We start from the raw sequence: 23683 nt of genomic DNA on the forward strand, positions 1-23683 counted from the left end.
AGAATCTAAAATACAGAGTCTCGTAGCTCAGCTGGTTAGAGTACTACACTGATAATGTAGGGGTCGGCAGTTCGAGTCTGCCCGGGACTACTATTTTAAGATTAGGAAATTCTAGAGGTTGGGATTCACAATTCATAATTCTGAATTCATAGTTCTGAATTTAAATTGGGGGATTAGCTCAGCTGGCTAGAGCGCCTGCCTTGCACGCAGGAGGTCATCGGTTCGACTCCGATATTCTCCACGATTCGTTTTATACGAAAGAAGTTCATTGACATATTGAGAAAAGATATATAAAAATATAATAGAAAGCACAAATTTTTTGGGTGTTACGTAAGTAATACTTTAAAACGTAAGTACAATAAGCAAAATAAGGGCGTATGGGGAATGCCTAGGCTCTCAGAGGCGAAGAAGGACGTGATAAGCTGCGAAAAGCTACGGGGATTGGCACATACGAATTGATCCGTAGATATCCGAATGGGGCAACCCAATACATTGAAGATGTATTACTCCGATAGGAGGGCGAACCCGCTGAACTGAAACATCTAAGTAGGCGGAGGAGAAGAAAACAAAAGTGATTCCGTAAGTAGTGGCGAGCGAACGCGGATTAGCCCAAACCAGAGTTGTTACGGCAATTTTGGGGTTGTAGGACTGCGATATTCTATGCGGATTGAATTAGAATAACCTGGAAAGGTTAACCACAGAGGGTGATAGTCCCGTATAAGTAAGAGAAGATATAGATAGCAGTATCCTGAGTAGCGCGGGGCACGTGGAACCCTGTGTGAATCTGGCGGGACCATCCGCTAAGGCTAAATACTCCTGAGAGACCGATAGTGAACCAGTACCGTGAGGGAAAGGTGAAAAGAACCGTGAATAACGGAGTGAAATAGATCCTGAAACCATACGCTTACAAGCGGTCGGAGCCCTTTCGTGGGGTGACGGCGTGCCTTTTGCATAATGAGCCTACGAGTTACCGTTGCTGGCAAGGATAAGTACTTCAGGTATGGATCCGTAGCGAAAGCGAGTCTGAATAGGGCGCTATAGTCAGTAATGGTAGACGCGAAACCGTGTGATCTACCCATGGGCAGGATGAAGCTGTGGTAACACATAGTGGAGGTCCGAACCGGTTGACGTTGAAAAGTCTTCGGATGACCTGTGGGTAGGGGTGAAAGGCCAATCAAACTCGGAAATAGCTCGTACTCCCCGAAATGCATTTAGGTGCAGCGCTGATTTAGTTATATAGAGGTAGAGCTACTGATTGGATGCGGGGGTTTCACCACCTACCAATTCCTGACAAACTCCGAATGCTATATAATGATTTTCAGCAGTGAGGGCATGGGTGCTAAGGTCCATGTCCGAGAGGGAAAGAACCCAGACCATCAGCTAAGGTCCCCAAATGTATGCTAAGTTGAAAAAACGCGGTTTGTCTGCATAGACAGCTAGGATGTTGGCTTGGAAGCAGCCATTCATTTAAAGAGTGCGTAACAGCTCACTAGTCGAGCGGACGAGCATGGATAATAATCGGGCATAAGCATACTACCGAAGCTATGGACAGTATAACTGTGGTAGGGGAGCATTCTAAACTGGGTTGAAGGTGATATGTGAGTATTGCTGGACTGTTTAGAAAAGAAAATGTAGGCATAAGTAACGATAATGCGGGCGAGAAACCCGCACACCGAAAAACTAAGGTTTCCTCAGCTATGCTAATCAGCTGAGGGTTAGTCGGGTCCTAAGGCGAATCCGAAAGGAACAGTCGATGGCCAACGGGTTAATATTCCCGTACTACTTATAATTGTGATGGAATGACGGAGTGATGAAAGCACCGCGAACTGACGGAATAGTTCGTTAAAGTACCTAGCTATATTCTCTATAGGCAAATCCGTAGAGAATGGTGAAATACGATAGTACTCGGAGTCTTCGGACAAAGGGATAGTGTGCCTAAGGGCTTCCAAGAAAAGTTTCTAAACTTAGATTATAAGTACCCGTACCGTAAACCGACACAGGTAGTTGAGGAGAGAATCCTAAGGTGCTCGAGAGATTCATGGCTAAGGAATTAGGCAAAATAGACCTGTAACTTCGGGAGAAAGGTCGCCAGCAGCAATGCTGGCCGCAGTGAAAAGGTCCAGGCGACTGTTTATCAAAAACACAGGGCTCTGCAAAATCGTAAGATGATGTATAGGGCCTGACACCTGCCCGGTGCTGGAAGGTTAAGAGGAGATGTTATCTTCGGAGAAGCATTGAATTGAAGCCCCAGTAAACGGCGGCCGTAACTATAACGGTCCTAAGGTAGCGAAATTCCTTGTCGGGTAAGTTCCGACCTGCACGAATGGTGTAACGATCTGGACACTGTCTCAGCCATGAGCTCGGTGAAATTGTAGTATCGGTGAAGATGCCGATTACCCGCAGTGGGACGAAAAGACCCTGTGCACCTTTACTATAGCTTAATATTGACCTTGGACACGTGATGTGTAGGATAGGTGGGAGACTTTGAACCGGGTTCGCTAGGATTCGGGGAGTCATTGTTGAAATACCACCCTTTGCTTGTCTGAGGCCTAACCCCACAAAGTGGGGGACATTGTTTGGTGGGTAGTTTGACTGGGGTGGTCGCCTCCAAAAGAGTAACGGAGGCTTCTAAAGGTTCCCTCAGCACGCTTGGTAACCGTGCGTAGAGTGCAATGGTATAAGGGAGCTTGACTGAGAGACATACAGGTCGATCAGGTACGAAAGTAGAGCATAGTGATCCGGTGGTTCCGTATGGAAGGGCCATCGCTCAAAGGATAAAAGGTACGCCGGGGATAACAGGCTGATCTCCCCCAAGAGCTCATATCGACGGGGGGGTTTGGCACCTCGATGTCGGCTCGTCACATCCTGGGGCTGGAGAAGGTCCCAAGGGTTGGGCTGTTCGCCCATTAAAGTGGCACGCGAGCTGGGTTCAGAACGTCGTGAGACAGTTCGGTCTCTATCTACTGTGGGCGTTAGAAATTTGAGTGGATCTGATTCTAGTACGAGAGGACCGAATTGGACAAACCTCTGGTGTATCTGTTGTTCCGCCAGGAGCACTGCAGAGTAGCTACGTTTGGAAGGGATAAGCGCTGAAAGCATATAAGCGCGAAACCCACCACAAGATGAGATTTCTTTTAAGGGTCGTGGAAGATGACCACGTTGATAGGCTATAGATGTAAAGGCAGTAATGTCATAGTCGAGTAGTACTAATAACCCGTAAGCTTATGTACGTTATCCCGATAGTTTTCGGACTATCGGGAGTGAATTTCTAACTTTATTATCTTGTCTCAATATGTTAAAATATTAGCAACCTAGTTGCAGTTTTTTGGTATACTACTTAAAAAACTAAAAACTTAAGGTGATTATTGCGTCGGGGCTCACCTCTTCCCATTCCGAACAGAGAAGTTAAGCCCGACTGCGCAGATGGTACTGCAACCTTGTGGGAGAGTATGTCGTCGCCTTTCTTTTGAAAACCCTTATCTATTTTGATAAGGGTTTTTTGTTTTAAAAATAACTGAAATATAATTATTATAGAGTCATTAATACAAGGTAGAATTAGATCATAAATTTTTACTTTTTTCTATTCTATTTTTAAATTATATTTGTTCATGCGATATTTTATAGATGTTATTTTACCAATAGCTGTTAAAAAGACTTTTACTTATGAAGTTTCTGAAACAGAATTTAATTATATTGAAATTGGAATGCGAATTGCAGTTCCTTTTGGAAAGAATAAAATTTATACTTCTCTTGTTGTAAGTAAAAATAATAAACAACCTTCATTATATACAGCTAAAGAAATAGAATCTATTTTAGATGAGAAGCCAATAGTAAATCATTTTCAAATAAATCATTGGCAATGGATAGCAGATTATTATATGTGCTCATTTGGAGAAGTATTTAAAAGTGCCTTGCCATCTGGTTTTATATTGGAAAGGGAGACTATAATATCAGTAAAAAAAGATTCAAAAATTAATGTTCTTGATCTTAAAGATGATGAATTTCTAATTTATGAGGCCTTGCAGTTGCAATCATCAATAACGGTAGATGAGATTATAAAGTTATTAGGGAAAAAAAATGTTTTTCCTGTTATTAATAAAATGTTATCTAAAGAAGCTTTAGTCGTTCAGGAAGAATTAAAAGAAAGTTATAAGCCTAAGTTAATTAAATTTGTAAAAATTTTCAATGAGTTCTTACAAGAAGAAAGATTGCAAGAGTTGCTAACTGCTATTAGCAGGGCAAAAAAACAACATGAATTAGTGTTGCATTACTTTCAATTGCGGAGTGTTGAAAAAAAGGATATTTCGGTAAAGCATTTATTGGAATTTTCAAATTCTTCTACTGCTGTTTTGAAATCGTTAATTGATAAAGGTGTTTTTGAAGAATATTATTTGAATCAAGATAGAGTGATTTTTGAAAAAGATTCAGATTCAGAATTTGAGTTGAGTGAAGCACAAAACAAAACATTGGTCGAAATTAAAAAAAGTAATGAAAAATTTGATATTTGTTTACTTCATGGAGTAACATCATCAGGAAAAACAGAGATATATATAAAATTAATAGAAGAGTATCTTTTGTCTGATAAACAGATTTTGTTTTTGTTGCCAGAAATTGCTTTGACCACTCAGTTAGTGCAAAGATTAACAGCTTATTTTGGTAATCAAATTGCAGTTTTTCATTCTAAATATAATGCTAATGAAAGAATAGAAGTGTGGAATAATGTTTTGCATAATTCTGAAAAATCTAAAATTGTAATTGGGGTTAGAAGTGCTTTGTTTTTGCCATTTTCAAATTTAGGTTTATTAATTATAGATGAAGAACATGAACAAACCTTTAAACAACAAGAGCCTTCTCCTAGATATCATGCCAGGGATGCAGCAATTGTCTTGGCAAAATTACATCAAGCAAAAGTACTTTTGGGTAGTGCTACACCAAGTTTAGAATCGTATTATAATGTAGTAATTAAAAAATATGGATTGGTTGAATTATCGGAGAGATATGGTAATGTGTCACTTCCAGAGATTAAACTGATTGATTTAAAAGATAAGTATTTTAGAAAACGAATGCAGGGGCATTTTTCAGATGAATTATTAGAACTCATTTCTGAAAAGTTATCTTTAGGAGAACAAGTTATTCTGTTTCAAAATAGAAGGGGTTATTCTCCTTTTGTGGAATGTCTTACTTGTGGTCATGTGCCACATTGTCCTAATTGCGATGTAAGTTTGACGTATTATAAATTTAAAAATCAATTGCGTTGTCATTATTGTAGTTATGCTATTGCCAATCCAACACATTGCCATCATTGTCAATCTCCGGAATTAACAACAAAAGGGTTTGGAACAGAACAAATTGAACTTGAGTTAAAGGCATTTTATCCTGATAAAACTATTGGTCGTATGGATCAGGATACAACACGAGGAAAATATGGTTATGAAAGAATTATCGATGCTTTCAAAAATAAAGAATATGATATTTTAATTGGTACACAAATGTTGGCTAAGGGATTGCATTTTGATAATGTAACATTAGTAGGCATAATGAATGCTGATAATATGTTGAATCAACCAAATTTTAGAGCCTATGAAAGAGCTTATCAAATGATGACTCAAGTGGCTGGAAGAGCTGGTAGAAAAGAGAAAAAAGGAATAGTTCTGATCCAAACTTATAATCCTTATCATAATACAATTCAGCAAGTGGTAACCAATGATTATAATGCAATGTATAAGGAGCAAATATATGAAAGACAAAATTTTAAATACCCACCATTTTATAGATTAATAAAACTTACACTAAAACATAGAGACTATGAAAAACTAAAAGAAGCTTCTTTGTGGTTGTATAATGTTCTTGTTCAACAATTACAAATTCCCGTACTTGGACCTGAAGAACCTGTTGTAAGTAAAATAAGAAATGAATACATTCGTACTATAATTATTAAAATCCCAACTAATATTCATTTAGGAAAAACCAAAAGAACTATTGAAAAAATAACGCAAAGTTTCGATGCGATTTCGCAATATCGTGCCGTAAAAATAACAATTAACGTTGATAATTATTAGATAGCTTCGATGGCTTTACTAATGACATCTTTTTTATTTCTGCTAATAGGAATTTTTTGACCATCAATTTCTGCAAACTTGCTGTTAAATTTTTCTACTCTATCTAAGTTTACAATATACGATTTGTGTACTCTAATGAATTTTCCTTGAGGGAGTTCGTTTTCAAAAGATTTCATAGTAGATAAAACAAGATGACTTTCATCATCAGTAACTACTTTAATGTAGTCACCGTATGCTTCAATCCATTTTATTTTATGTGTAAAAACCTTTAATTTTTTTAAATTACTTTTAATAATAATAGCTTCACCTAACTCTTCGTGTGATTCATTTCTTAATTGATGTAACTCTAATGCTTTTTTTACAGCTTTTAAGAAGCGATCTTTTGATATCGGTTTTTGCAAAAAATCAGTTGCTTCATAATCAAATGCTTTAACAGCGTAATCAGCTTTTGAGGTAATGAATATGATTTGAGGCTTAACTTTTAAACCATCTAATAAATCAAAACCACTAATTAAAGGCATTTCAATATCAAGAAAAATTAAATCAACATTATTATTATTGAGGGAGTTTTTTGTTTCTAAAGCATTAGCAAAATCCCCAACTAAATGTAAATTAGTTGATTCATTAACTAGTTTGGTTATTGTCATTCTTTGTATCGCACTATCATCAACGACTATACAATTCAACTTCATATATCTAAATTTAAAGTTAAAAGTATGCTAAAAAAATTAATAGAACAAATAAAAACGTAAATAAAATGCAATTAATCGCATATATGTTGTTATTTAAAATAAATTTTATATTTTTGCACCCAATTTAAACAAATTTAATATAATTATTATGAATCATTATGAAGCTGTTTTCATCTTGAATCCCGTTTTATCTGAACAACAGATAAAGGAAACAGTAAGTAAATTTGAAGATTTTCTTACTTCTAAAGGGGCTGAGATGGTATCAAAAGAAGATTGGGGCTTAAAAAAATTAGCTTATGAAATCCAACACAAAAAAAGTGGATTTTATCATTTATTTGAATTTAAAGCGCCAGGAGAAATTATTGCAAGTTTTGAAACTGAATTCCGTCGTGATGAAAGAGTAATGCGTTTTTTAACAGTTACTTTAGACAAGCATGCAATATCTTGGGCAGAAAGAAGAAGAGTTAAATTAAAATCTAAATCTAACTAATTATGTCAACTTTAGAACAATCTGCAAAAGGGAAAAAAGAAGGAGATATCAGATATCTTACTCCTTTAAACATAGAAACAAATAAACAAAAGAAATACTGTCGTTTTAAAAAATCAGGTATTAAATATGTTGATTATAAAGACCCAGATTTCTTATTGAAATTTGTTAATGAGCAAGGTAAAATTTTACCAAGACGTTTAACAGGTACTTCTTTAAAGTACCAAAGAAAAGTGTCTGTTGCTGTTAAAAGAGCACGTCACTTAGCTTTAATGCCTTACGTGGCTGATTTATTAAAATAATAATTAACAGATAGTTGTTGCTTCAAGAAATTGAAGCTAACTTCTAAAAAAAAGGACAACAACATGGAACTTATTTTAAAACAAGACGTTCAAAATTTAGGATTTAAAGATGATGTGGTTACTGTAAAAAATGGTTACGGTCGTAATTATCTTATTCCTCAAGGATTTGCAATTTTAGCAACTCCTTCAGCTAAAAAAGTGTTAGCAGAAAATTTAAAGCAAAAAGCACACAAAGAGCAAAAATTAGTTGATGATGCAAATAAAATTGCTGAAGCATTAAGAGCTCTTGAAATCAAAATTAGTGCAAAAGCTGGTGGTGATAAATTATTTGGTTCTGTAACGAATACAAATATCGCTGAAGCTTTAGAAGCTAATGGTCATTCAATTGATAAAAAATTCATTACAAGTGGAATTGTTAAACGTGTAGGTAAATATACTGCAAACGTAAGACTTCACAGAAATGTAATTGTTGAATTGCCTTACGAAATTATTGCTGAGAAAGCTTAATTTTTTTTAAATATTATAAAGCCCTTCAAATTTGGAGGGCTTTTTTTTTATATTTACATCATGAAGTATATTAGACTTACCAAGGAGCAATTAGAAGAGCTTCATCCTGAATTTATTACTTTTTTAGCAACACAGTCTATTGATAAAAAAGAATGGGATGAATTAAAAAAAAATAAACCTGAAATTGCTGAACAAGAGATTGATGTCTTTTCAGATATGATTTGGGATAAAGCCATTTCAAATATAAATTATATAGATCATTTTTCTAAAAATTATATTTTCTTATTCAAATGTGTGGAAAATATAGTGTACTCTTACGTAATTAATAGTAATGTGGAAAATGTCGATTTTTTAACTTCTGAAGGAATTCATTGGCTAAGTGATAATATATTTTCCGATGATATTGAAATAAAGAGAGGAAAAAAGGATATTTCTGATGATAGAAATGGCGCTTTATTTACCATTATTAAACAAGGAGGAATCATTAGTAAAGGAGATTTATTTATAAAATTAGATCATCTTTTAAATCAATAGTTTTTTATGAATGTTTTAGAAACGTTGCAAGCTCTAAGAAAAGAGTTGAATCAGCATAATTATAATTATTATGTGTTAGATAATCCCACAATTTCTGATTATGAATTTGATGCTAAATTGAAGCAATTGCAAGATTTAGAAACACAACATCCTGAATTTTATGATGAAAATTCTCCGACAGTAAGAGTTGGGGGTGCTATTACAAAAAATTTCGAAACTATTCAACATGAATATAGAATGTATTCTTTGGATAATTCGTATTCCAAAGATGATTTATTAGATTGGGAAAAAAGATGTCAAAAAATACTTGGTGATGTACAATTAGAATTTACTTGTGAACTTAAATATGATGGTGCATCAATTAGTATTTTATATGAAGAAGGTAAAATAAAAAGAGCTGTTACCAGAGGAGACGGCTTTCAAGGTGATGATGTGACTAATAACATTAAAACAATTAAATCGGTACCGATACATTTAAAAGGAGATTATCCAGCTAAATTTGAAATTCGAGGTGAAATTATTTTGCCATTTGCTGGATTTGAAAAAATGAATCAAGAATTAATTGAAATTGGAGAGACACCTTATTCTAATCCTAGAAATACAGCTTCAGGTAGCTTGAAATTACAAGATAGTGCCGAAGTAGCTAAACGACCATTAGATTGCTTGTTGTATACTTTGGTAGGGCCAAATTTACCAGTCTCAAGTCAGTTTGAAAGTTTGCAGAAAGCCAGAAACTGGGGATTTAAAGTACCTGTTGAGTCAAAGTTAGTAAATAACATAGATGAAGTTTTTGAGTTTATAAATTATTGGGATGTTCATAGACATAATTTGCCTTATGAAACTGATGGTGTTGTGGTAAAAGTGAACCAAATACAATATCAAGAAGAATTAGGATATACTTCAAAATCACCAAGATGGGCTATGGCTTATAAGTTTAAAGCCGAACAAGTCACTACTGTTTTAAATTCTATTTCATATCAGGTAGGAAGAACTGGAGCTATTACTCCTGTGGCTAATTTAGAACCGGTGCAATTGGCAGGAACTATTGTAAAGCGCGCTTCGTTACATAATGCTGATCAAATTCAAAAATTAGACATTAGAATTGGAGATACTGTTTTTGTTGAAAAAGGAGGAGAGATTATTCCTAAAATTATTGGTGTTAATTTAGAACAAAGACATCTAGAAAGTCTGCCGACAGAATATATATCACATTGTCCAGAATGTAATACGGCTTTGGTAAGAATAGATGGAGAAGCCAATCATTATTGTCCTAATTATTATGGTTGTCCCCCTCAAATTATAGGGAGAATTCAGCATTATATTTCTAGAAAAGCCATGGATATTGATGGCTTAGGAGGAGAAACAGTTGCTTTGCTTTATAATGCTGGCTTAATTTATAATTATGCAGATTTATACGAATTAACCAAAGAACAAGTAATTCCTTTAGAGCGTATGGCGGAAAAATCGGCTGAAAATTTAATTAAAGGAATAGAAAATTCTAAAATAATTCCTTTTGAAAGTGTACTTTATGCTTTAGGTATTAGATATGTGGGCGAAACTGTTGCGAAGAAATTAGCTAAGCATTATAAATCGATAGATAATTTAGCAAAGGCAACACTATTAGATTTAGTTTTAGTTGATGAAATTGGAGAGAAAATAGCGCAAAGTGTGGTACAATTTTTTGAAAATGTTGAAAATATTGAAATCGTTGAAAGACTGAAACGTTATGGTATACAACTTGAGATTGATGAGACAAATAATACTTTGGTTTCAGATAAATTAAAAGATAAAATTTTTGTAGTTTCAGGTGTTTTTGAAACCTATTCCAGAGATGATTTGAAGAAGGCTATTGAAGATAATGGAGGTAAAGTAGGTAGTTCTATTTCATCAAAAACAAATTATGTGATTGCTGGAGCCAATATGGGACCATCAAAATTAGAAAAAGCAAATCAATTGAATATTCCTATTTTAAACGAGTATGAATTTAATGAAATGATTATTGATGCCTAAATTTAATGCGTCTTTACTATTATTCACTATAGCAGGAATTTTCTATGTTGTTGCTTCTTGTCTCGATGATGAACTGCTAATATTACTTAGTAAACCCATTATTATTCCATCAATTGTGTTTTATTATTTTACTCAGATAAGAAGGAAAAGCGATGATTTATTTGTACTTTCTTTGATACTCTTTTTTATTGGTGATATTTTGTATTTAATTAATATAGAAGATTATTATTATTTTGGTCTTTTTTTATTTCTTATCCCTTATTTAATCGTTCTTTTTTTTATTTATAAAGATTTTAGGCTTTTATTGCAAGTAAGAGAAATTAAAAAAGTAGATGTTTCACTTGTTATAGTGATGCTAACAATTCTTTATTTAATTTATAGTTTATTAACTTTAATTGAATTTGATTCTAAAAAAGAGTTTGTTTATGTATTGCTCTTTGGGTTAGAGTTGTTTTTTATGACTTTATTAACCGCATTGGTTTTCCTTTATTCAACTTATAGAAAAAATGCTTATCTAGCTTTTACAGTCGTATCATTTATTTTATCCGACGTTTTTTTTATGCTAGATAAGCAATTTAATATACTTGTTTTTAAGTTAGTTAATACATTAGCGCAAACACTTTCGTATTATTTTTATGTTATGTATTTTTTAGAAAGAGCGTCTCTCAGAAGACGTTATCTTAAATAAAATCGAATTAACTTAAAATAATATTCTTAGTAGTGGAATCATATTTTGTATCGTCAGATAGATAAAAATCAATACGTCCTAAATTAATACCATAACAGCCTACTTGGTTTACTAAAACATCTTTTCCAGCTGCATTTTTTTCTAAAACTGGTTTGTCTAAAAAAGTATGTGTGTGTCCTCCAATAATTAAATCTATGTCTTTAGTTTGTTGGGCTAAACTAATATCACAAACTCTTTCCGGTTCGTTTCTGTATTTAAAACCAATGTGAGATAAACAAATTACCAAATCACATTTTTTTTCTTCTTTTAAAGTTTTGGTTATACTTTGAGCTACTTCAATCGGGTTGTGATAAACCGTTTCTTTGTATAGTTTTTTGTCGACTAAACCTTCTAATTCAACACCTAGACCAAAAATGCCTATTTTAATACCATCTTTAGTAATAATTTTATAAGGCTTAACTATACCATCTAAGACCGTGTTTTTAAAATCATAATTGGCAGATACAAAATCAAAATTGGCGTGCCCTAGTTGAGAATAAAAACCATCTATTCCGTTATCGAAGTCATGATTTCCCATGGTGGCTAAATCATATTGCATCATGCTCATCAGTTTAAATTCTAGTTCACCTCCATAATAATTAAAATAAGGAGTTCCTTGAAAAATATCTCCCGCATCTAATAAGATTACATTTTTTTCTTCTTTTCTAATTTGTTCGATAACAGAAGCTCTTCTTGCTGCACCGCCCATATTTGGGTTTCTTGGATGATCTGCAGGAAAAGGGTCAATGTGACTATGAACATCATTCGTGTGTAAAATGGTAATTTTTTTTGTTTCCAGAGTAGTAAAACTACTTAGCGAAAGTCCTCCTAACGATAATAAAGCAGAACTCGCTACTGTTTTTTGTAAAAAATCTCTTCTTTCCATAATTTCTAACTTTATTTAATAATAACTCTTTCGGTAGTTATATTAGGGATGGTATCTGTTTTTTTAAAATAATCAATAAATAAATTTCTCAATTTGTAATCTAGGTCATATTTAATAGAGCTGTCTCTAAAGAAATTCATGTTGTCACCTCCATTTGCTAAATAATCAGAAGTTGCTATGTAGTATGTTTTAGTCTCGTCTATTGGTTTACCATTAACAGATAAATCAATTATTTGGCTTTCCTCTTTATCTGTAAAAATAGTTAATCCTGCCAAAGGGTGCGGTTTTTTTTCTTTCAAAAAATAAGCTGCTAATGTTTTTACCTCTTTCCCAGAAAGTCCCACAACAATAACACTATTTTCAAAAGGCATAATTTCAAAGGCAGTTCTTGTAGTTACATTACCTTGCGGAATAATAGATCGAATGCCACCATGATTTAGAAGACAAAAATCAATGTTTTTGTGTTCTCTTTTGTTAAAGATAGGGTTGCTCAATTCTAATGTAGTTTCAGCAAACAAGTTACCAATATTAGTTTGCCATTTTCCTGTGCTTTTTTCTTGTGTGACAGGATTAAATGCTAAAATGCTATCTAAATCATTATTGATGTGTTTTCTGTATGGTGCAATGAAATTTTCAATAGCTACATCTGTTGGGTATTGTTCATTTATGTTTATTCTTTTTCCTTCTATTTCATAAACATTTTTTTGATTTGTTTTACATGAAATTAGAGTTGCTAATGTTAATAATATAACAAAATAACTAGTATTTACTCTTTTCTTTTTTACATTTACCATCCTTTAAATAGGTTTAAATATTTATTTTTGTCAAACACGTAAAATTACTATGTTTTCTAGAATTATAAAGGACTTTTTCCTAAAAAAAAATATTAATAAAAGGTTAACAAAAATAACAGAAGCATCGAATGAAAAAATAAATACAATTGGAATATTAGTTAATTCAACTTATTTCTTTGATACTGAGAAACTATTAGCCGAAATAAAATCTTGGAAGAATGATTTTAAAGAAATTAAAGTATTGTCTTATAATGATAAAATTGGAAACAAGAACAGTTTGTCACAATTGAGTTTTTCTTATAAAGACATTAGTTTGTTTGGCGAAATAAAAGTAATTGAAGTTAAGGATTTTATGTTGTTTCCGTTTGATTTATTAATCAACTTCTATGATGAAGATCAGTTTCCGTTACAATATGTGTCTTTGTTTTCCAAAGCTAAATTTAAAGTAGGTTTTACGGATGGAAACCCTTTAAATGACAATCATTTGTTAATTAAATCGGATGTTAAAAAATATCCTGAATTTATTTCTGAATTATTTAAATATTTAAAAATACTTAATAAAATATAGAATGAAAAAATTTGTTGGTACTGGTGTTGCACTAGTTACTCCTTTTAAAAGCGACTTATCTGTAGATGTAGACGGTTTAAAAAAAGTGGTAGATTATGTCATTGATGGAGGAGTAGAGTATTTAGTTGTTTTAGGAACTACCGCAGAAACAGCTACTTTAACTCAAGAGGAAAAAGAATTAGTCATACAAACAATTATTGAAGTAAATGCAGGAAGATTGCCATTGGTTTTAGGTGTTGGTGGGAATAATACTAAGAGCGTAGTAGACGAGTTGAAAACGAGAGATTTTTCTCATTTTGATGCGATACTTTCTGTTTCTCCTTATTATAATAAACCAACACAAGAAGGTATTTATCAACATTTTAAAGCCATTGCAGAATCATCTCCAATACCTGTAATTTTATATAATGTTCCAGGGCGAACAGCAAGTAATGTGTTGCCAAAAACGGTACTGCAATTGGCAAATGAGTTTGAAAATATTATAGCTATAAAAGAAGCAGCAGGAGATATAGTTCAAGCTATGCGTTTAATTCAAGATAAACCGAAAGACTTTTTAGTAATTTCTGGAGATGATATGATTACGTTACCAATGGTTTTAGCAGGCGGTTCTGGAGTAATTTCTGTTATTGGTCAAGGGTTTCCAAAAGAATTTTCGGAAATGGTACGCTTAGGATTGCAAGAACAAGTAAGTGAGGCATATAAATTGCATTATCAATTAGCCGATTCGATTGATATGATTTTTGAGCAAGGTAACCCTGCTGGTATAAAAGAGATATTAAAAGGTAAAAATTTAACAGAAAATAAGGTGCGATTGCCATTGGTAAATGTAGATACTACGCTGGCAGAAAAACTGCATCAATTTACAATTAAAAATAGCTAAAAAAAGATTTTTGTAGTATTTAAATAATATCTAAATTTGCAGTTGCTTTTTTAGATGCCAATTTTTTAGAATTTAAGAAAGTATAAATATAAAACAATGAACAAGATAATTAGTTTACTCCTTATTATAATATCACTTTCATCATGTAGTGAATATCAAAAAGCATTGAAAAGTGAAGACTTAGGATTTAAAAACAAAGTTGCTAATGCGATGTATGATAAAGGAAAATATTCCAAAGCATTACGAATTTACGAGCAAATTGTTCCTGCCTATAGAGGAAAACCAAATGCAGAGCGTCTATTCTATATGTTTTCAAAATCATATTATAATACAAAACAATATTATTTAGCAGGGTATCAATTTGAGAGTTTTGCATCTAATTATCCAAGAAGTGAAAAAACTGAAGAGGCTGCCTTTTTATCCGCTGAATGTTTTTACAGATTATCACCGAGATATAGTTTAGATCAAGGAGATACAGATAAGGCATTAACTAAGTTGCAAAGTTTTATAGATAAGTATCCAAATTCAGAATACATGCCAAAAGCAAATGAGTATGTAAAAGAATTAAGAGAAAAATTAGAAAAGAAAGCATTTGAAATTGCGAAGCAATATTATACCATTTCTGATTACCGATTAGAATATAATGCAGCGATGACCGCTTTAGATAATTTTATTGCCGATTATCCAGGTACTCCTTTTAAAGAAGAAGCTTTGTTTTTAAAGTTTAGTACTGCATACAAACTGGCAATGAATAGTATACAAAGTAAAAAGGAAGATCGCTTAAATTTAGCCAAAACAGCTTATAATAGTTTTACGAAATTTAAATCTGATTCTCAGTTTAAAGATAAAGCAGATCAAATGTTAGCAACAATAGATAAAGAATTACAACAATTTTCTAAATAATTAAATCATGGATTTAAAAAAGACGACTGCTCCAGTGAATACAATTACATACAATAAAAATGTAATTGAAGAGCCAACAGGGAATATATATGAGGCCATTACTATAATGGCAAAAAGAGCTAGTCAAATTAATTCTGAAATTAAAAAAGAATTAATTGAAAAATTAGAAGAATTTGCAACTTATAATGACAGTTTAGAAGAGATTTTCGAAAACAAAGAACAAATTGAAGTTTCAAAGTTTTATGAAAAATTACCTAAGCCACACGCATTAGCAGTTCAAGAATGGTTAGAAGATAAAATTTATCATAGAGAAGCAAAATAATAAATGACTATGTCTGTATTAAGTGGTAAAAAAATCTTACTAGGAGTTTCTGGTGGAATTGCCGCTTATAAAACAGCTCATTTAGTAAGACTTTTTATTAAAGCAGGTGCTCAAGTACAAGTTGTAATGACACCTGCTTCTAAAGATTTTGTTACTCCTTTAACATTATCTACTCTTTCCAAAAATCCGGTTTATTCTTCTTTTTTTGATGAAGATCAAGAAAACGGAGTGTGGAATAATCATGTCGAATTGGCATTATGGGCAGATTATTTTATTATAGCTCCTGCCACTGCAAATACCTTATCTAAAATGGCAAATGGAAATTGTGACAATTTGTTAATCGCAACCTATTTGTCTGCAAAATGTCCTGTTTATTTTGCTCCTGCAATGGATTTAGATATGTACAAACACCCTTCTACTTTAGATAGTTTTCATAAGTTAAAACAATTTGGCAATACTATAATTCCTGCCGAAAGTGGAGAACTTGCTAGCGGACTTTCAGGAGAAGGAAGAATGGCTGAACCCGAAAATATTATTTCTTTTTTAGAAAATGATATTATTTCAAAATTACCATTAGTAGGAAAGAAGATTTTAATTACTGCTGGACCTACTTATGAGGCAATAGATCCAGTGCGATTTATTGGAAACCACTCTTCTGGGAAAATGGGTTTTGATATAGCTAAGATTGCAGCAAATAATGGCGCGGAGGTTATTTTAGTTTCTGGTCCAACACATCTCGATGTAAAACATCCCTTAATTTCTTTAATTCGAGTAAAATCTGCGGAAGACATGTATAAAGCCTGTTTTTCTCATTTTGAAACAGTTGATATAGCTGTAGCTGCAGCGGCAGTAGCAGATTATAAACCAAAAAATGTGGCACAACAGAAAATAAAGAAAGCTGCTTCAACGTTTGTAATAGAGTTAGAGAAGACTAAAGATATTCTAGCTTCACTAGGACAGCATAAAAAAAATCAGTTTTTAATAGGTTTTGCTTTGGAGACAGAAAATGAAATTGAACATGCGAAATTGAAAATTCAGAAAAAAAACTTAGATTTGATAGTTTTAAACTCGTTAAATGATAAAGGTGCTGGTTTTGGTCATGCTACAAACAAGGTTACTTTTATAAATAAAGATTTTGCAATTGAACCTATGGAGTTGAAAAGTAAAGAAGCCGTAGCTCAAGATATTATAAATAAAATTATTCAACATTATGATGCGTAAGTGGTTAACTATATTTGTTTTTATAAGTTTTTTTCAGTTGGTAAAAGCGCAGGAATTAAATGCGACTGTTTCTGTTAATGCTGATAGAATGACCGATGTTAACCCACAAATATTTAAGAATTTAGAAAAACAAGTAACCGAATTTTTGAACAATACCAAGTGGACTAATAAAGAATATAAACAACATGAGAAAATTGCTTGTAATTTCTTTATTAATGTATCGGAGTTCAATTCTAATAATATTGTTGCTACTTTACAAATTCAGTCCTCTAGATTAGTATTCAATTCTACCTATAGTTCTCCTATCTTAAACTTAAACGATAAAGATTTTGGTTTTCGATTCATTGAATTTGAACAATTAGTTTATGATCAAAACTCGTTTAATTCTAACCTTATTGCTGTATTGGCTTATTATGCTAATATTATCATTGGTGCCGATATGGACACCTATTCTGAATTAGGAGGAACAAAATATTTTGAAGTTGCATCAAACATTATGAGTCTTTCACAATCTAGTGGTTACAAAGGTTGGTCTCAATCTGAAGGCAATAATAACAATCGTTATTTTTTAATTTCGGATTTGTTGTCTAATACTTATGCACCCTATCGAAAATCACTTAATAAATATCATTTACAAGGTTTAGATTTAATGGCTGATGATCTCAAAAAAGGAAAAGAAGGAGTTGCAGAGTCTATCGCTATTTTAGCTCAAATTCAAAGATCAAGACCTAATGCCTTACTAACTAGAACATTTTTTGATGCTAAAACAGATGAAATCGTTCAAATTTTTACTGGTGGTCCGCAAACTAATAACGCTAGCTTATTAGAAAATTTAAATAGAATTTCTCCTTTAAATTCTATGAAATGGAATAAAATAAGATAATTTCTTAAACTTTTACAGTATTACATTATGCTTTTATCTCTGTCGATAAAAAATTACGCATTAATAGAATCATTAGATATTACATTCTCTAATCAGTTTTCTATTATAACTGGGGAAACAGGTGCTGGTAAATCTATTTTGTTAGGCGCTCTCGGACTTGTTTTAGGCAACAGAGCCGATTTGGCAGTATTAAAAGATAAAGATCAAAAATGTATCATAGAAGCTCATTTTTCTTTAGTCAATTATAATTTAGAATCTTTTTTTTCTGAGAATGATTTGGATTATGAAGTGCAAACAATCATTCGTAGAGAAATTTTACCATCAGGAAAATCGAGAGCTTTTATTAATGATAGTCCAGTTAATTTAAGCGAATTACAACAATTAGGCATTTTTCTTATCGATATTCATTCACAACATGAAACGAGAGAATTATTAAACGAAGCCTATCAGTTTGAGATCATAGATGCGGTTGCTAAAAATGCAAAACGTATTGAAAGTTATAGAAAAGGATTAGAAATTTTAAATACTTCCAGAAAAGAATTAGCTAAGTTATTATCTGAAAAGGAAACTTTAGCCAAGGAACAAGAATACAACAACTTTCTTTTAGAAGAGTTACTTGCTGCAAAATTAAAAGAAGGCGAGCAAGTAGAGTTAGAAACTGAATTAGATCAGTTAAGTAATGTAGAGTTTATCAAGGAAAACTTAGACAAGGTTTTAAGTGTAGCTAATGAAGAGCAAATAGGTACTTTGGTAACTATAAACGAAATGAAGCAAGCGCTTCAAAAAATCACTTCTTTTTCAAAAGACTATCATGATTATCATGAAAGAATACTGAGTGTGTCGATAGAGTTGCAAGATATTATTGATGCTTGTTTTTCAAATGCCGAAAAAATAATTAATGATCCTGAGCGTTTAGAATTTGTAAATACGAAGTTGCAAACCATTTATACTTTGCAAAAGAAGCATAATGTGGCTTCTGTGGAAGAGTTATTACAAATTCAAAATGATTTAGATGGTAAATTGTTGCGATATGACGATTTAGACGCTGCCATAAGTAAAAAACAAAAAGAGCAAGATGAAATCATTGAAAAAGTAAATCAAGTAGCTACTTTAATTTCAAATGCTAGATTAGAAACAGCACCTCTTTTGGCAAAACAAATAGAAGCAATTTTATCACAACTAGGTATGTCTGATGCAAAAATTGTGTTTGATATTCAATCTACCGATGCATTTACAAAATTTGGTAAAGATGTTATTAACTTGCTTTTTTCTGCAAATAAAGGAATGCAAACTGGACCCATCAAAAAAATGGCTTCTGGTGGTGAAATGTCTCGTATTATGCTAGCTGTGAAAGCAGTTTTAGCAAATTATTCTAAATTACCTTCTATTATTTTTGACGAAATAGACACAGGTGTTTCAGGAGAGATTGCTATAAAAATGGGAGAAATAATGAAAGAAATGAGTAGAAATATGCAGGTTTTTGCCATTACTCATTTACCACAAATTGCAGCCAAAGGGAATCAGCATTATAAAGTTTTTAAATATAATGTGGCTGATGATACGCTTTCCGAATTGAAACTATTAAACGAAGATGAGCGAATAGTTGAAATTGCCGAAATGTTATCTGGTAAAAACATTTCTGATTCAGCTATTAATCATGCAAAGGAATTATTAAATTAAAAAATAGTTGGTTTATTATGGAAAATTTAAGCTTATATGAAAATCTTTTCATTAAGGCAGACAGCTTAATTAGTGAAGGAAATGTTTCTGAAGCCAAAGAATTGTTAGAAGATATTTTAGCACAATGTCCAGATTTTGGTAAAGCGCATAATCATTTAGGCTGGATTCATTATAATAAATTAAGCAATCATGAAAGAGCCATTTATCATTACAAATTAGCTATTAAATTTGATTCTAAATACCCTGCTTCTTATATAAATTACGCCTATTTATTAGTTGATTTAGGAAAGTATAAAGAAGCTAAAGAACATATAGCTTTTACTTTCCTTACTTTAGAAAATATAGATTACTGTAATTTTTACAGTGAATTAGGCAGAATACATGAATTAGAAGGAGATTATATTGTAGCTTACCGGTATTATTTGAAATCCAAAAAAATGGCTTTCAATCCGCAGTTTATTGAAAATATGAAGAGCAATACTCAAAGAGTTTATGATAAAATGTCTATTTTTGAAAAAATAAAAATTAAATTCAATAAAAAAATATAAAGATGGTAATAGAACCTAGAATGAGAGGATTCATTTGTTTGACTGCTCATCCAGTTGGGTGCGAACAAAATGTGAAAAATCAAATTGCTTATGTTAAATCTAAAGGGGAAATTGAGGGACCAAAAAGAGTTTTAGTCATTGGAGCTTCAACTGGTTTTGGATTGGCCTCAAGAATTACAAGTGCTTTTGGTTCCAATGCGTCTACAATTGGCGTTTTTTTTGAAAAACCACCAATGGAAGGTAAAACAGCTTCTCCAGGATGGTATAATTCTGCTGCTTTCGAAAAAGAAGCCCATAAATCAGGATTATATGCAAAAAGTATTAATGGAGACGCGTTTTCTAAAGAAGTAAAACAACAAACTATCGATATGATTAAGTCTGATTTAGGTCAAGTTGATTTAATTATTTACAGTTTAGCTTCTCCAGTAAGATTACATCCAGAGACAGGGGTTTTACATCGTTCTACTTTAAAACCAATTGGAAGTAAGTTTACTAACAAAACAGTAGATTTTCATACAGGTAAAGTAAGTGAAGTGTCTATTGAACCGGCAAATGAAGATGATATTACCAATACAGTTGTTGTAATGGGTGGAGAAGATTGGGCCATGTGGATTGATGCTTTGAAAGAGGCAGATGTACTTGCTGAAAACGTAACGACTATAGCTTATTCTTACATTGGACCTGAAGTAACAGAAGCGGTATATAGAAAAGGTACAATAGGTAGAGCTAAAGATCATTTAGAAGCTACTGCATTTGAAATTTCTGATGCGTTACAAGACATACAAGGAAAAGCCTATGTTTCTGTAAATAAAGCATTGGTAACACAAGCAAGTTCAGCTATTCCTGTGATTCCATTATACATTTCATTATTATATAAAATTATGAAAGCAGAAGGTATTCATGAAGGATGTATTGAGCAAATTCAACGTTTGTATGCAGATAGATTGTATACAGGAAATACTGTACCAACAGATGACAAAGGAAGAATTCGTATTGATGATTGGGAAATGAGAAGTGATGTGCAAGAAAGAATTGCTAAATTATGGGATGAATCAACGACTGAAACCTTAGTTGAGTTAGGTGATTTAGCAGGTTATAAACAAGATTTTCTAAACTTATTTGGATTTGGATTTGGAGGTGTTGATTATTTAGCTGACGTTGATGAAATGGTTCAAGTGCCTAGTATAAAATGATTTAAAATTACCATAAAACAAAAAAGTTGCAAGTTAATTCTTGCAACTTTTTTAATTTTTTAATAAAAAAGGTGTTTTTTTTTAATTTTATAAAATATTTTATTTTTTATAACGTTATATAATATCACACACGTAAGTGGGTAAGTAAAAAATTATTTTAGAGTTAGTTATTATCTAGAATTACATTTTCATTATAAACAAACAGACAGTAATGAGAAACAGAAATCCCGAGTAAGAAACTCGGGATTTTGTGTATATAAAAGTATCGAAATTGAAAAATATTAATATAATCAAACCCTTAAACAGCCTCTAAAACCTCTTGCTGCATAATAGGAAGGTGCTCCATTATGATAAATAAATACTTGGTTATACCGAAAATCGGCAAAGATTGCACCTCCTAATTCTCTTATTGCTACAGGTGTTTGTATCCAATTCGAAGTTTTTAAATCAAATTTGCCTAATTTTTGTAAATAACGGTATTGTTCTTCTGTTAGAAGAGAAATTCCCATTTCTTCAGCCATGGCAACTGCACTATGTTTTGGTTTGTTTTCTTTTCGTGATTCAAGTGCTTGTCGATCATAGCAAATACTTCTTCTCCCTTTCGGACTTTCTTCAGAACAATCAAAAAATAGATACTCATTCGTAGTCGTATCAAAACCTACCACATTGGGTTCACCTCCCGTTAGTTCCATTTGTTGTAATGACCACATTTTTTCAGGATGTTTCTCTAGTTTTGTAGCAATTGTATTCCAATCTAAAGCTTTGTGAAGCTGTTTGTTTTTAAATCTTTTTTCTAAAATTTGAAGTAAATTTTTACTTGTTTCTGGTGTGACAATTTTTTGGCTCATAGTTTGTAAAAAAAAATAGTATTGTTTTTGGATTTAATGTGATGAATTGTTTTCAAAATAATGTGCTATAATTTCTGTAAGAATTTCTGTTGTTAACGGTTTGGTTTTAAATTCTCTTAGTGGTGGATTAAAGATTTTAGCCTTTTGTAAATCTTCTGGATTATTTGAAGTTGTGAGCATGGAAACAACAACTTTTGCTTTGGATGGAGAAACAATTTTTTCATACTCTTCCAAAAATTCCCATCCATTCATATCGGGCATATTGATATCTAAAAAAATAAGATCAGGATGATTTTCTTCATTGCGTAAATATTCAATGGCTTTGGTAGCCGATTCATAGGTAATTATTTCTTTTGTGCATTCACTTTTTTTGATAATTCTTTCATGAAAAAAATTATCAAATTTACTATCATCAATAAGCATTATACTATTCAACTTTTTATTCATTTTTATAGTTTTATAGATTAAAATAAAATGTACTGCCTTGTCCTAATTTTGATTCTACCCATATTTTACCACCATGTAATGCAACAATTTTTTTACAGTTGGCTAAGCCTATTCCATATCCGTCATAATTAATTGTATTTTCTGTTCTCTTAAAAATAGTAAAAATTTTGTCATAATTTTTAGAATCAATACCAATGCCATTATCTGTAATGGCAAATTGCCAGTAATTCTCAATTTTTTTACAGGTTATTTGTATGTGTGGTGTAGTTTCTGGTTTTGTAAATTTAATTGCATTTGTGATTAAATTTTGAAACAATTGTCTTAACTCATTTGGGTAACCATATATTTCAGGTAATTCTTTTGGATAATCAATAGTTGCATTTTGTGATGAAATGAGAGCTTGTAAGTCGGTCAGATTGTCTTTCAGGATTTTACTTAGACTTATTTTTGAAGGGTAAGGGTCTCTACCGATTCTCGAATGATCTAGTAAGCCGCCTACTAAGGCTTTCATTCTATTAGAGGCTTGGTCTATTATGGTTAAAAATTCTCTTCCTTGATCGTCAAATTTTTCTCCGTAATCTTCTTCTATGATTTGAATATAATTGCTAATGGTTCGAAGTGGTTCTTGTAAATCATGTGAAGCGATATAAGTAAACTGTTCTAATTCTTTATTTTTTTGTTCTCTTTCTAGTTCTGTTTTTCTTGTCTCAGTTAGGTCATGAGTTACTTTGCCAAAGCCAATTATTTCATGGTTTTCATCGTGTATTGCTGTAATAGTAATGCTTCCCCAAAATAAGTCATTGTTTTTTTTAACGCGCCAACCAATATCAGAAGCTCTGCCATTTTTTCTAGCTGTTGCTAATAAATTTAAGTGTTTGTTGTTTGAAATGTCTTCAGGAGTGTAAAATAGGCTAAAATTTTTTCCAATAATTTCATGGGGTTTGTATCCTTTTATTTTTTCAGCACCTAAATTCCAGTTTTGAATATTGCCGTTTTTATCTAAAAGTATGATTGCATAATCTTGAACCTCTTCAATCATTTTTATAAGATTATAAATGATGCTCCTGTCTGTTAAGTTCATATTTAAAAAATTAAAAAATAAAACAACAGTTGAGGTTAAAACGTAATCTTAAAAAGTCTCGGTAATATCAAATTTACTAAAATAATCGCATTGTACGAAAAATTTTATAAT

At 32.1% G+C, this 23683-nt stretch carries 22 protein-coding genes, 2 tRNA genes and 2 rRNA genes; 20 read left to right on the forward strand and 6 right to left on the reverse strand.

Features of this window, described 5'->3' with window-relative positions:
- Positions 1 to 16: 16 nt before the first annotated feature.
- From CX675_RS09370 to priA, 5 genes are all read left to right on the forward strand, one after another.
- Positions 17 to 90, forward strand: a tRNA-Ile gene (locus CX675_RS09370).
- Positions 91 to 167: 77 nt separating this feature from the next.
- Positions 168 to 241 (forward strand) — tRNA-Ala (locus tag CX675_RS09375).
- 115 nt (positions 242 to 356) lie between these two features.
- Positions 357 to 3230: ribosomal RNA gene (locus CX675_RS09380) — 23S ribosomal RNA — on the forward strand.
- A gap of 124 nt (positions 3231 to 3354) precedes the next feature.
- Positions 3355 to 3464, forward strand: a 5S ribosomal RNA gene (rrf, locus tag CX675_RS09385).
- 144 nt (positions 3465 to 3608) lie between these two features.
- Complete coding sequence (priA, locus tag CX675_RS09390; protein WP_130734980.1) at positions 3609 to 6059, forward strand: primosomal protein N'; 2451 nt, start codon at positions 3609 to 3611, stop codon at positions 6057 to 6059.
- Here the strand turns inward: priA and CX675_RS09395 are convergent.
- The gene (locus CX675_RS09395; RefSeq protein WP_130734981.1) at positions 6056 to 6751 is read right to left on the reverse strand and encodes a LytTR family DNA-binding domain-containing protein; all 696 of its coding nucleotides are present in this window, start codon (positions 6749 to 6751) and stop codon (positions 6056 to 6058) included. The genes priA and CX675_RS09395 overlap by 4 nt on opposite strands.
- 148 nt (positions 6752 to 6899) lie before the next feature.
- Between CX675_RS09395 and rpsF the strand changes: the two genes are divergently transcribed.
- From rpsF to CX675_RS09425, 6 genes are all read left to right on the forward strand, one after another.
- Entirely contained in the window at positions 6900 to 7241 is a 342-nt protein-coding gene (rpsF, locus tag CX675_RS09400; protein WP_130734982.1) for a 30S ribosomal protein S6, read from the forward strand.
- Positions 7242 to 7243: 2 nt separating this feature from the next.
- Entirely contained in the window at positions 7244 to 7540 is a 297-nt protein-coding gene (gene rpsR, locus CX675_RS09405; RefSeq protein WP_072785428.1) for a 30S ribosomal protein S18, read from the forward strand.
- 63 nt (positions 7541 to 7603) lie between these two features.
- A complete protein-coding gene (rplI, locus tag CX675_RS09410; protein WP_130734983.1) occupies positions 7604 to 8047 on the forward strand; it encodes a 50S ribosomal protein L9 in 444 nt (147 codons plus the stop codon).
- Positions 8048 to 8107: 60 nt separating this feature from the next.
- Positions 8108 to 8581: a DUF6495 family protein gene (locus CX675_RS09415; protein ID WP_130734984.1), complete on the forward strand. Its 474-nt coding sequence runs from the start codon at positions 8108 to 8110 to the stop codon at positions 8579 to 8581.
- Between the two features lie 6 nt (positions 8582 to 8587).
- Positions 8588 to 10591 carry an NAD-dependent DNA ligase LigA gene (gene ligA / locus CX675_RS09420; RefSeq protein WP_130734985.1) on the forward strand — a complete coding sequence of 668 codons (2004 nt, stop codon included), beginning with the start codon at positions 8588 to 8590 and terminating at the stop codon, positions 10589 to 10591.
- Positions 10584 to 11279, forward strand: coding sequence for a lysoplasmalogenase family protein (locus CX675_RS09425; RefSeq protein WP_130734986.1), 696 nt, complete (start codon positions 10584 to 10586; stop codon positions 11277 to 11279). Before ligA ends, CX675_RS09425 begins: the two co-directional genes overlap by 8 nt.
- A 7-nt stretch (positions 11280 to 11286) precedes the next feature.
- Here CX675_RS09425 and CX675_RS09430 read toward each other — a convergent pair whose 3' ends face one another.
- Together CX675_RS09430 and CX675_RS09435 are read right to left on the reverse strand one after the other, a co-directional pair.
- Entirely contained in the window at positions 11287 to 12204 is a 918-nt protein-coding gene (locus CX675_RS09430) for a bifunctional UDP-sugar hydrolase/5'-nucleotidase (RefSeq protein WP_130734987.1), read from the reverse strand.
- A gap of 11 nt (positions 12205 to 12215) precedes the next feature.
- Entirely contained in the window at positions 12216 to 12998 is a 783-nt protein-coding gene (locus CX675_RS09435; protein ID WP_130734988.1) for a 5'-nucleotidase C-terminal domain-containing protein, read from the reverse strand.
- 49 nt (positions 12999 to 13047) lie between these two features.
- On the opposite strand from CX675_RS09435, the gene CX675_RS09440 reads away from it, so the two are divergent.
- The 9 genes from CX675_RS09440 to fabV all read left to right on the forward strand — a co-directional run bounded on the left by CX675_RS09440 (position 13048) and on the right by fabV (position 21196).
- Positions 13048 to 13566 (forward strand): hypothetical protein, encoded by a 519-nt coding sequence (locus CX675_RS09440; protein ID WP_130734989.1) that lies wholly within the window; start codon positions 13048 to 13050, stop codon positions 13564 to 13566.
- A gap of 1 nt (position 13567) precedes the next feature.
- Positions 13568 to 14446, forward strand: a complete 879-nt coding sequence (gene dapA / locus CX675_RS09445) for a 4-hydroxy-tetrahydrodipicolinate synthase (RefSeq protein WP_130734990.1) — start codon at positions 13568 to 13570, stop codon at positions 14444 to 14446.
- 96 nt (positions 14447 to 14542) lie between these two features.
- Complete coding sequence (locus tag CX675_RS09450; RefSeq protein ID WP_130734991.1) at positions 14543 to 15349, forward strand: outer membrane protein assembly factor BamD; 807 nt, start codon at positions 14543 to 14545, stop codon at positions 15347 to 15349.
- Positions 15350 to 15356: 7 nt separating this feature from the next.
- A complete protein-coding gene (locus CX675_RS09455; protein WP_130734992.1) occupies positions 15357 to 15671 on the forward strand; it encodes a DNA-directed RNA polymerase subunit omega in 315 nt (104 codons plus the stop codon).
- 9 nt (positions 15672 to 15680) lie between these two features.
- Positions 15681 to 16892 (forward strand): bifunctional phosphopantothenoylcysteine decarboxylase/phosphopantothenate--cysteine ligase CoaBC, encoded by a 1212-nt coding sequence (gene coaBC, locus CX675_RS09460; RefSeq protein ID WP_130734993.1) that lies wholly within the window; start codon positions 15681 to 15683, stop codon positions 16890 to 16892.
- Complete coding sequence (locus tag CX675_RS09465; protein ID WP_130734994.1) at positions 16882 to 17775, forward strand: DUF4835 family protein; 894 nt, start codon at positions 16882 to 16884, stop codon at positions 17773 to 17775. The genes coaBC and CX675_RS09465 overlap by 11 nt, the downstream gene beginning before the upstream one ends.
- Before the next feature lie 27 nt (positions 17776 to 17802).
- Positions 17803 to 19455: a DNA repair protein RecN gene (gene recN, locus CX675_RS09470; RefSeq protein ID WP_130734995.1), complete on the forward strand. Its 1653-nt coding sequence runs from the start codon at positions 17803 to 17805 to the stop codon at positions 19453 to 19455.
- 17 nt (positions 19456 to 19472) lie between these two features.
- A complete protein-coding gene (locus tag CX675_RS09475) occupies positions 19473 to 20003 on the forward strand; it encodes a hypothetical protein (RefSeq protein WP_130734996.1) in 531 nt (176 codons plus the stop codon).
- A gap of 2 nt (positions 20004 to 20005) precedes the next feature.
- Positions 20006 to 21196: an enoyl-ACP reductase FabV gene (fabV, locus tag CX675_RS09480; protein WP_130734997.1), complete on the forward strand. Its 1191-nt coding sequence runs from the start codon at positions 20006 to 20008 to the stop codon at positions 21194 to 21196.
- A gap of 290 nt (positions 21197 to 21486) precedes the next feature.
- Here the strand turns inward: fabV and CX675_RS09485 are convergent, their stop codons facing one another.
- From CX675_RS09485 to CX675_RS09495, 3 genes are read right to left on the reverse strand one after another with little or no spacing between them, the layout of a single operon-like run.
- Positions 21487 to 22044 (reverse strand): DUF4256 domain-containing protein, encoded by a 558-nt coding sequence (locus CX675_RS09485; RefSeq protein ID WP_130734998.1) that lies wholly within the window; start codon positions 22042 to 22044, stop codon positions 21487 to 21489.
- A gap of 33 nt (positions 22045 to 22077) precedes the next feature.
- Positions 22078 to 22491, reverse strand: a complete 414-nt coding sequence (locus CX675_RS09490; RefSeq protein WP_130734999.1) for a response regulator — start codon at positions 22489 to 22491, stop codon at positions 22078 to 22080.
- A gap of 10 nt (positions 22492 to 22501) precedes the next feature.
- Positions 22502 to 23572 carry an ATP-binding protein gene (locus CX675_RS09495; protein WP_130735000.1) on the reverse strand — a complete coding sequence of 357 codons (1071 nt, stop codon included), beginning with the start codon at positions 23570 to 23572 and terminating at the stop codon, positions 22502 to 22504.
- Positions 23573 to 23683 lie beyond the last annotated feature (111 nt).

Source organism: Flavobacterium sp. J27 (assembly GCF_004303025.1).
In the GTDB taxonomy this organism is placed as follows: Bacteria; Bacteroidota; Bacteroidia; order Flavobacteriales; family Flavobacteriaceae; genus Flavobacterium.

Bases quoted from the DNA above. Each gene is read 5' to 3' on its own strand.
- CX675_RS09425 (WP_130734986.1), top strand. From the start codon at position 10,584: ATGCCTAAATTTAATGCGTCTTTACTATTATTCACTATAGCAGGAATT.
- CX675_RS09455 (WP_130734992.1), top strand. From the start codon at position 15,357: ATGGATTTAAAAAAGACGACTGCTCCAGTGAATACAATTACATACAAT.
- CX675_RS09465 (WP_130734994.1), top strand. From the start codon at position 16,882: ATGATGCGTAAGTGGTTAACTATATTTGTTTTTATAAGTTTTTTTCAG.
- CX675_RS09490 (WP_130734999.1), bottom strand. From the start codon at position 22,491: ATGAATAAAAAGTTGAATAGTATAATGCTTATTGATGATAGTAAATTT.
- rpsR (WP_072785428.1), top strand. From the start codon at position 7,244: ATGTCAACTTTAGAACAATCTGCAAAAGGGAAAAAAGAAGGAGATATC.
- CX675_RS09415 (WP_130734984.1), top strand. From the start codon at position 8,108: ATGAAGTATATTAGACTTACCAAGGAGCAATTAGAAGAGCTTCATCCT.
- CX675_RS09395 (WP_130734981.1), bottom strand. From the start codon at position 6,751: ATGAAGTTGAATTGTATAGTCGTTGATGATAGTGCGATACAAAGAATG.
- priA (WP_130734980.1), top strand. From the start codon at position 3,609: ATGCGATATTTTATAGATGTTATTTTACCAATAGCTGTTAAAAAGACT.
- CX675_RS09450 (WP_130734991.1), top strand. From the start codon at position 14,543: ATGAACAAGATAATTAGTTTACTCCTTATTATAATATCACTTTCATCA.
- CX675_RS09495 (WP_130735000.1), bottom strand. From the start codon at position 23,572: ATGAACTTAACAGACAGGAGCATCATTTATAATCTTATAAAAATGATT.
- coaBC (WP_130734993.1), top strand. From the start codon at position 15,681: ATGTCTGTATTAAGTGGTAAAAAAATCTTACTAGGAGTTTCTGGTGGA.
- CX675_RS09475 (WP_130734996.1), top strand. From the start codon at position 19,473: ATGGAAAATTTAAGCTTATATGAAAATCTTTTCATTAAGGCAGACAGC.
- recN (WP_130734995.1), top strand. From the start codon at position 17,803: ATGCTTTTATCTCTGTCGATAAAAAATTACGCATTAATAGAATCATTA.
- rplI (WP_130734983.1), top strand. From the start codon at position 7,604: ATGGAACTTATTTTAAAACAAGACGTTCAAAATTTAGGATTTAAAGAT.
- ligA (WP_130734985.1), top strand. From the start codon at position 8,588: ATGAATGTTTTAGAAACGTTGCAAGCTCTAAGAAAAGAGTTGAATCAG.
- fabV (WP_130734997.1), top strand. From the start codon at position 20,006: ATGGTAATAGAACCTAGAATGAGAGGATTCATTTGTTTGACTGCTCAT.
- CX675_RS09430 (WP_130734987.1), bottom strand. From the start codon at position 12,204: ATGGAAAGAAGAGATTTTTTACAAAAAACAGTAGCGAGTTCTGCTTTA.
- rpsF (WP_130734982.1), top strand. From the start codon at position 6,900: ATGAATCATTATGAAGCTGTTTTCATCTTGAATCCCGTTTTATCTGAA.
- CX675_RS09440 (WP_130734989.1), top strand. From the start codon at position 13,048: ATGTTTTCTAGAATTATAAAGGACTTTTTCCTAAAAAAAAATATTAAT.
- dapA (WP_130734990.1), top strand. From the start codon at position 13,568: ATGAAAAAATTTGTTGGTACTGGTGTTGCACTAGTTACTCCTTTTAAA.
- CX675_RS09485 (WP_130734998.1), bottom strand. From the start codon at position 22,044: ATGAGCCAAAAAATTGTCACACCAGAAACAAGTAAAAATTTACTTCAA.
- CX675_RS09435 (WP_130734988.1), bottom strand. From the start codon at position 12,998: ATGGTAAATGTAAAAAAGAAAAGAGTAAATACTAGTTATTTTGTTATA.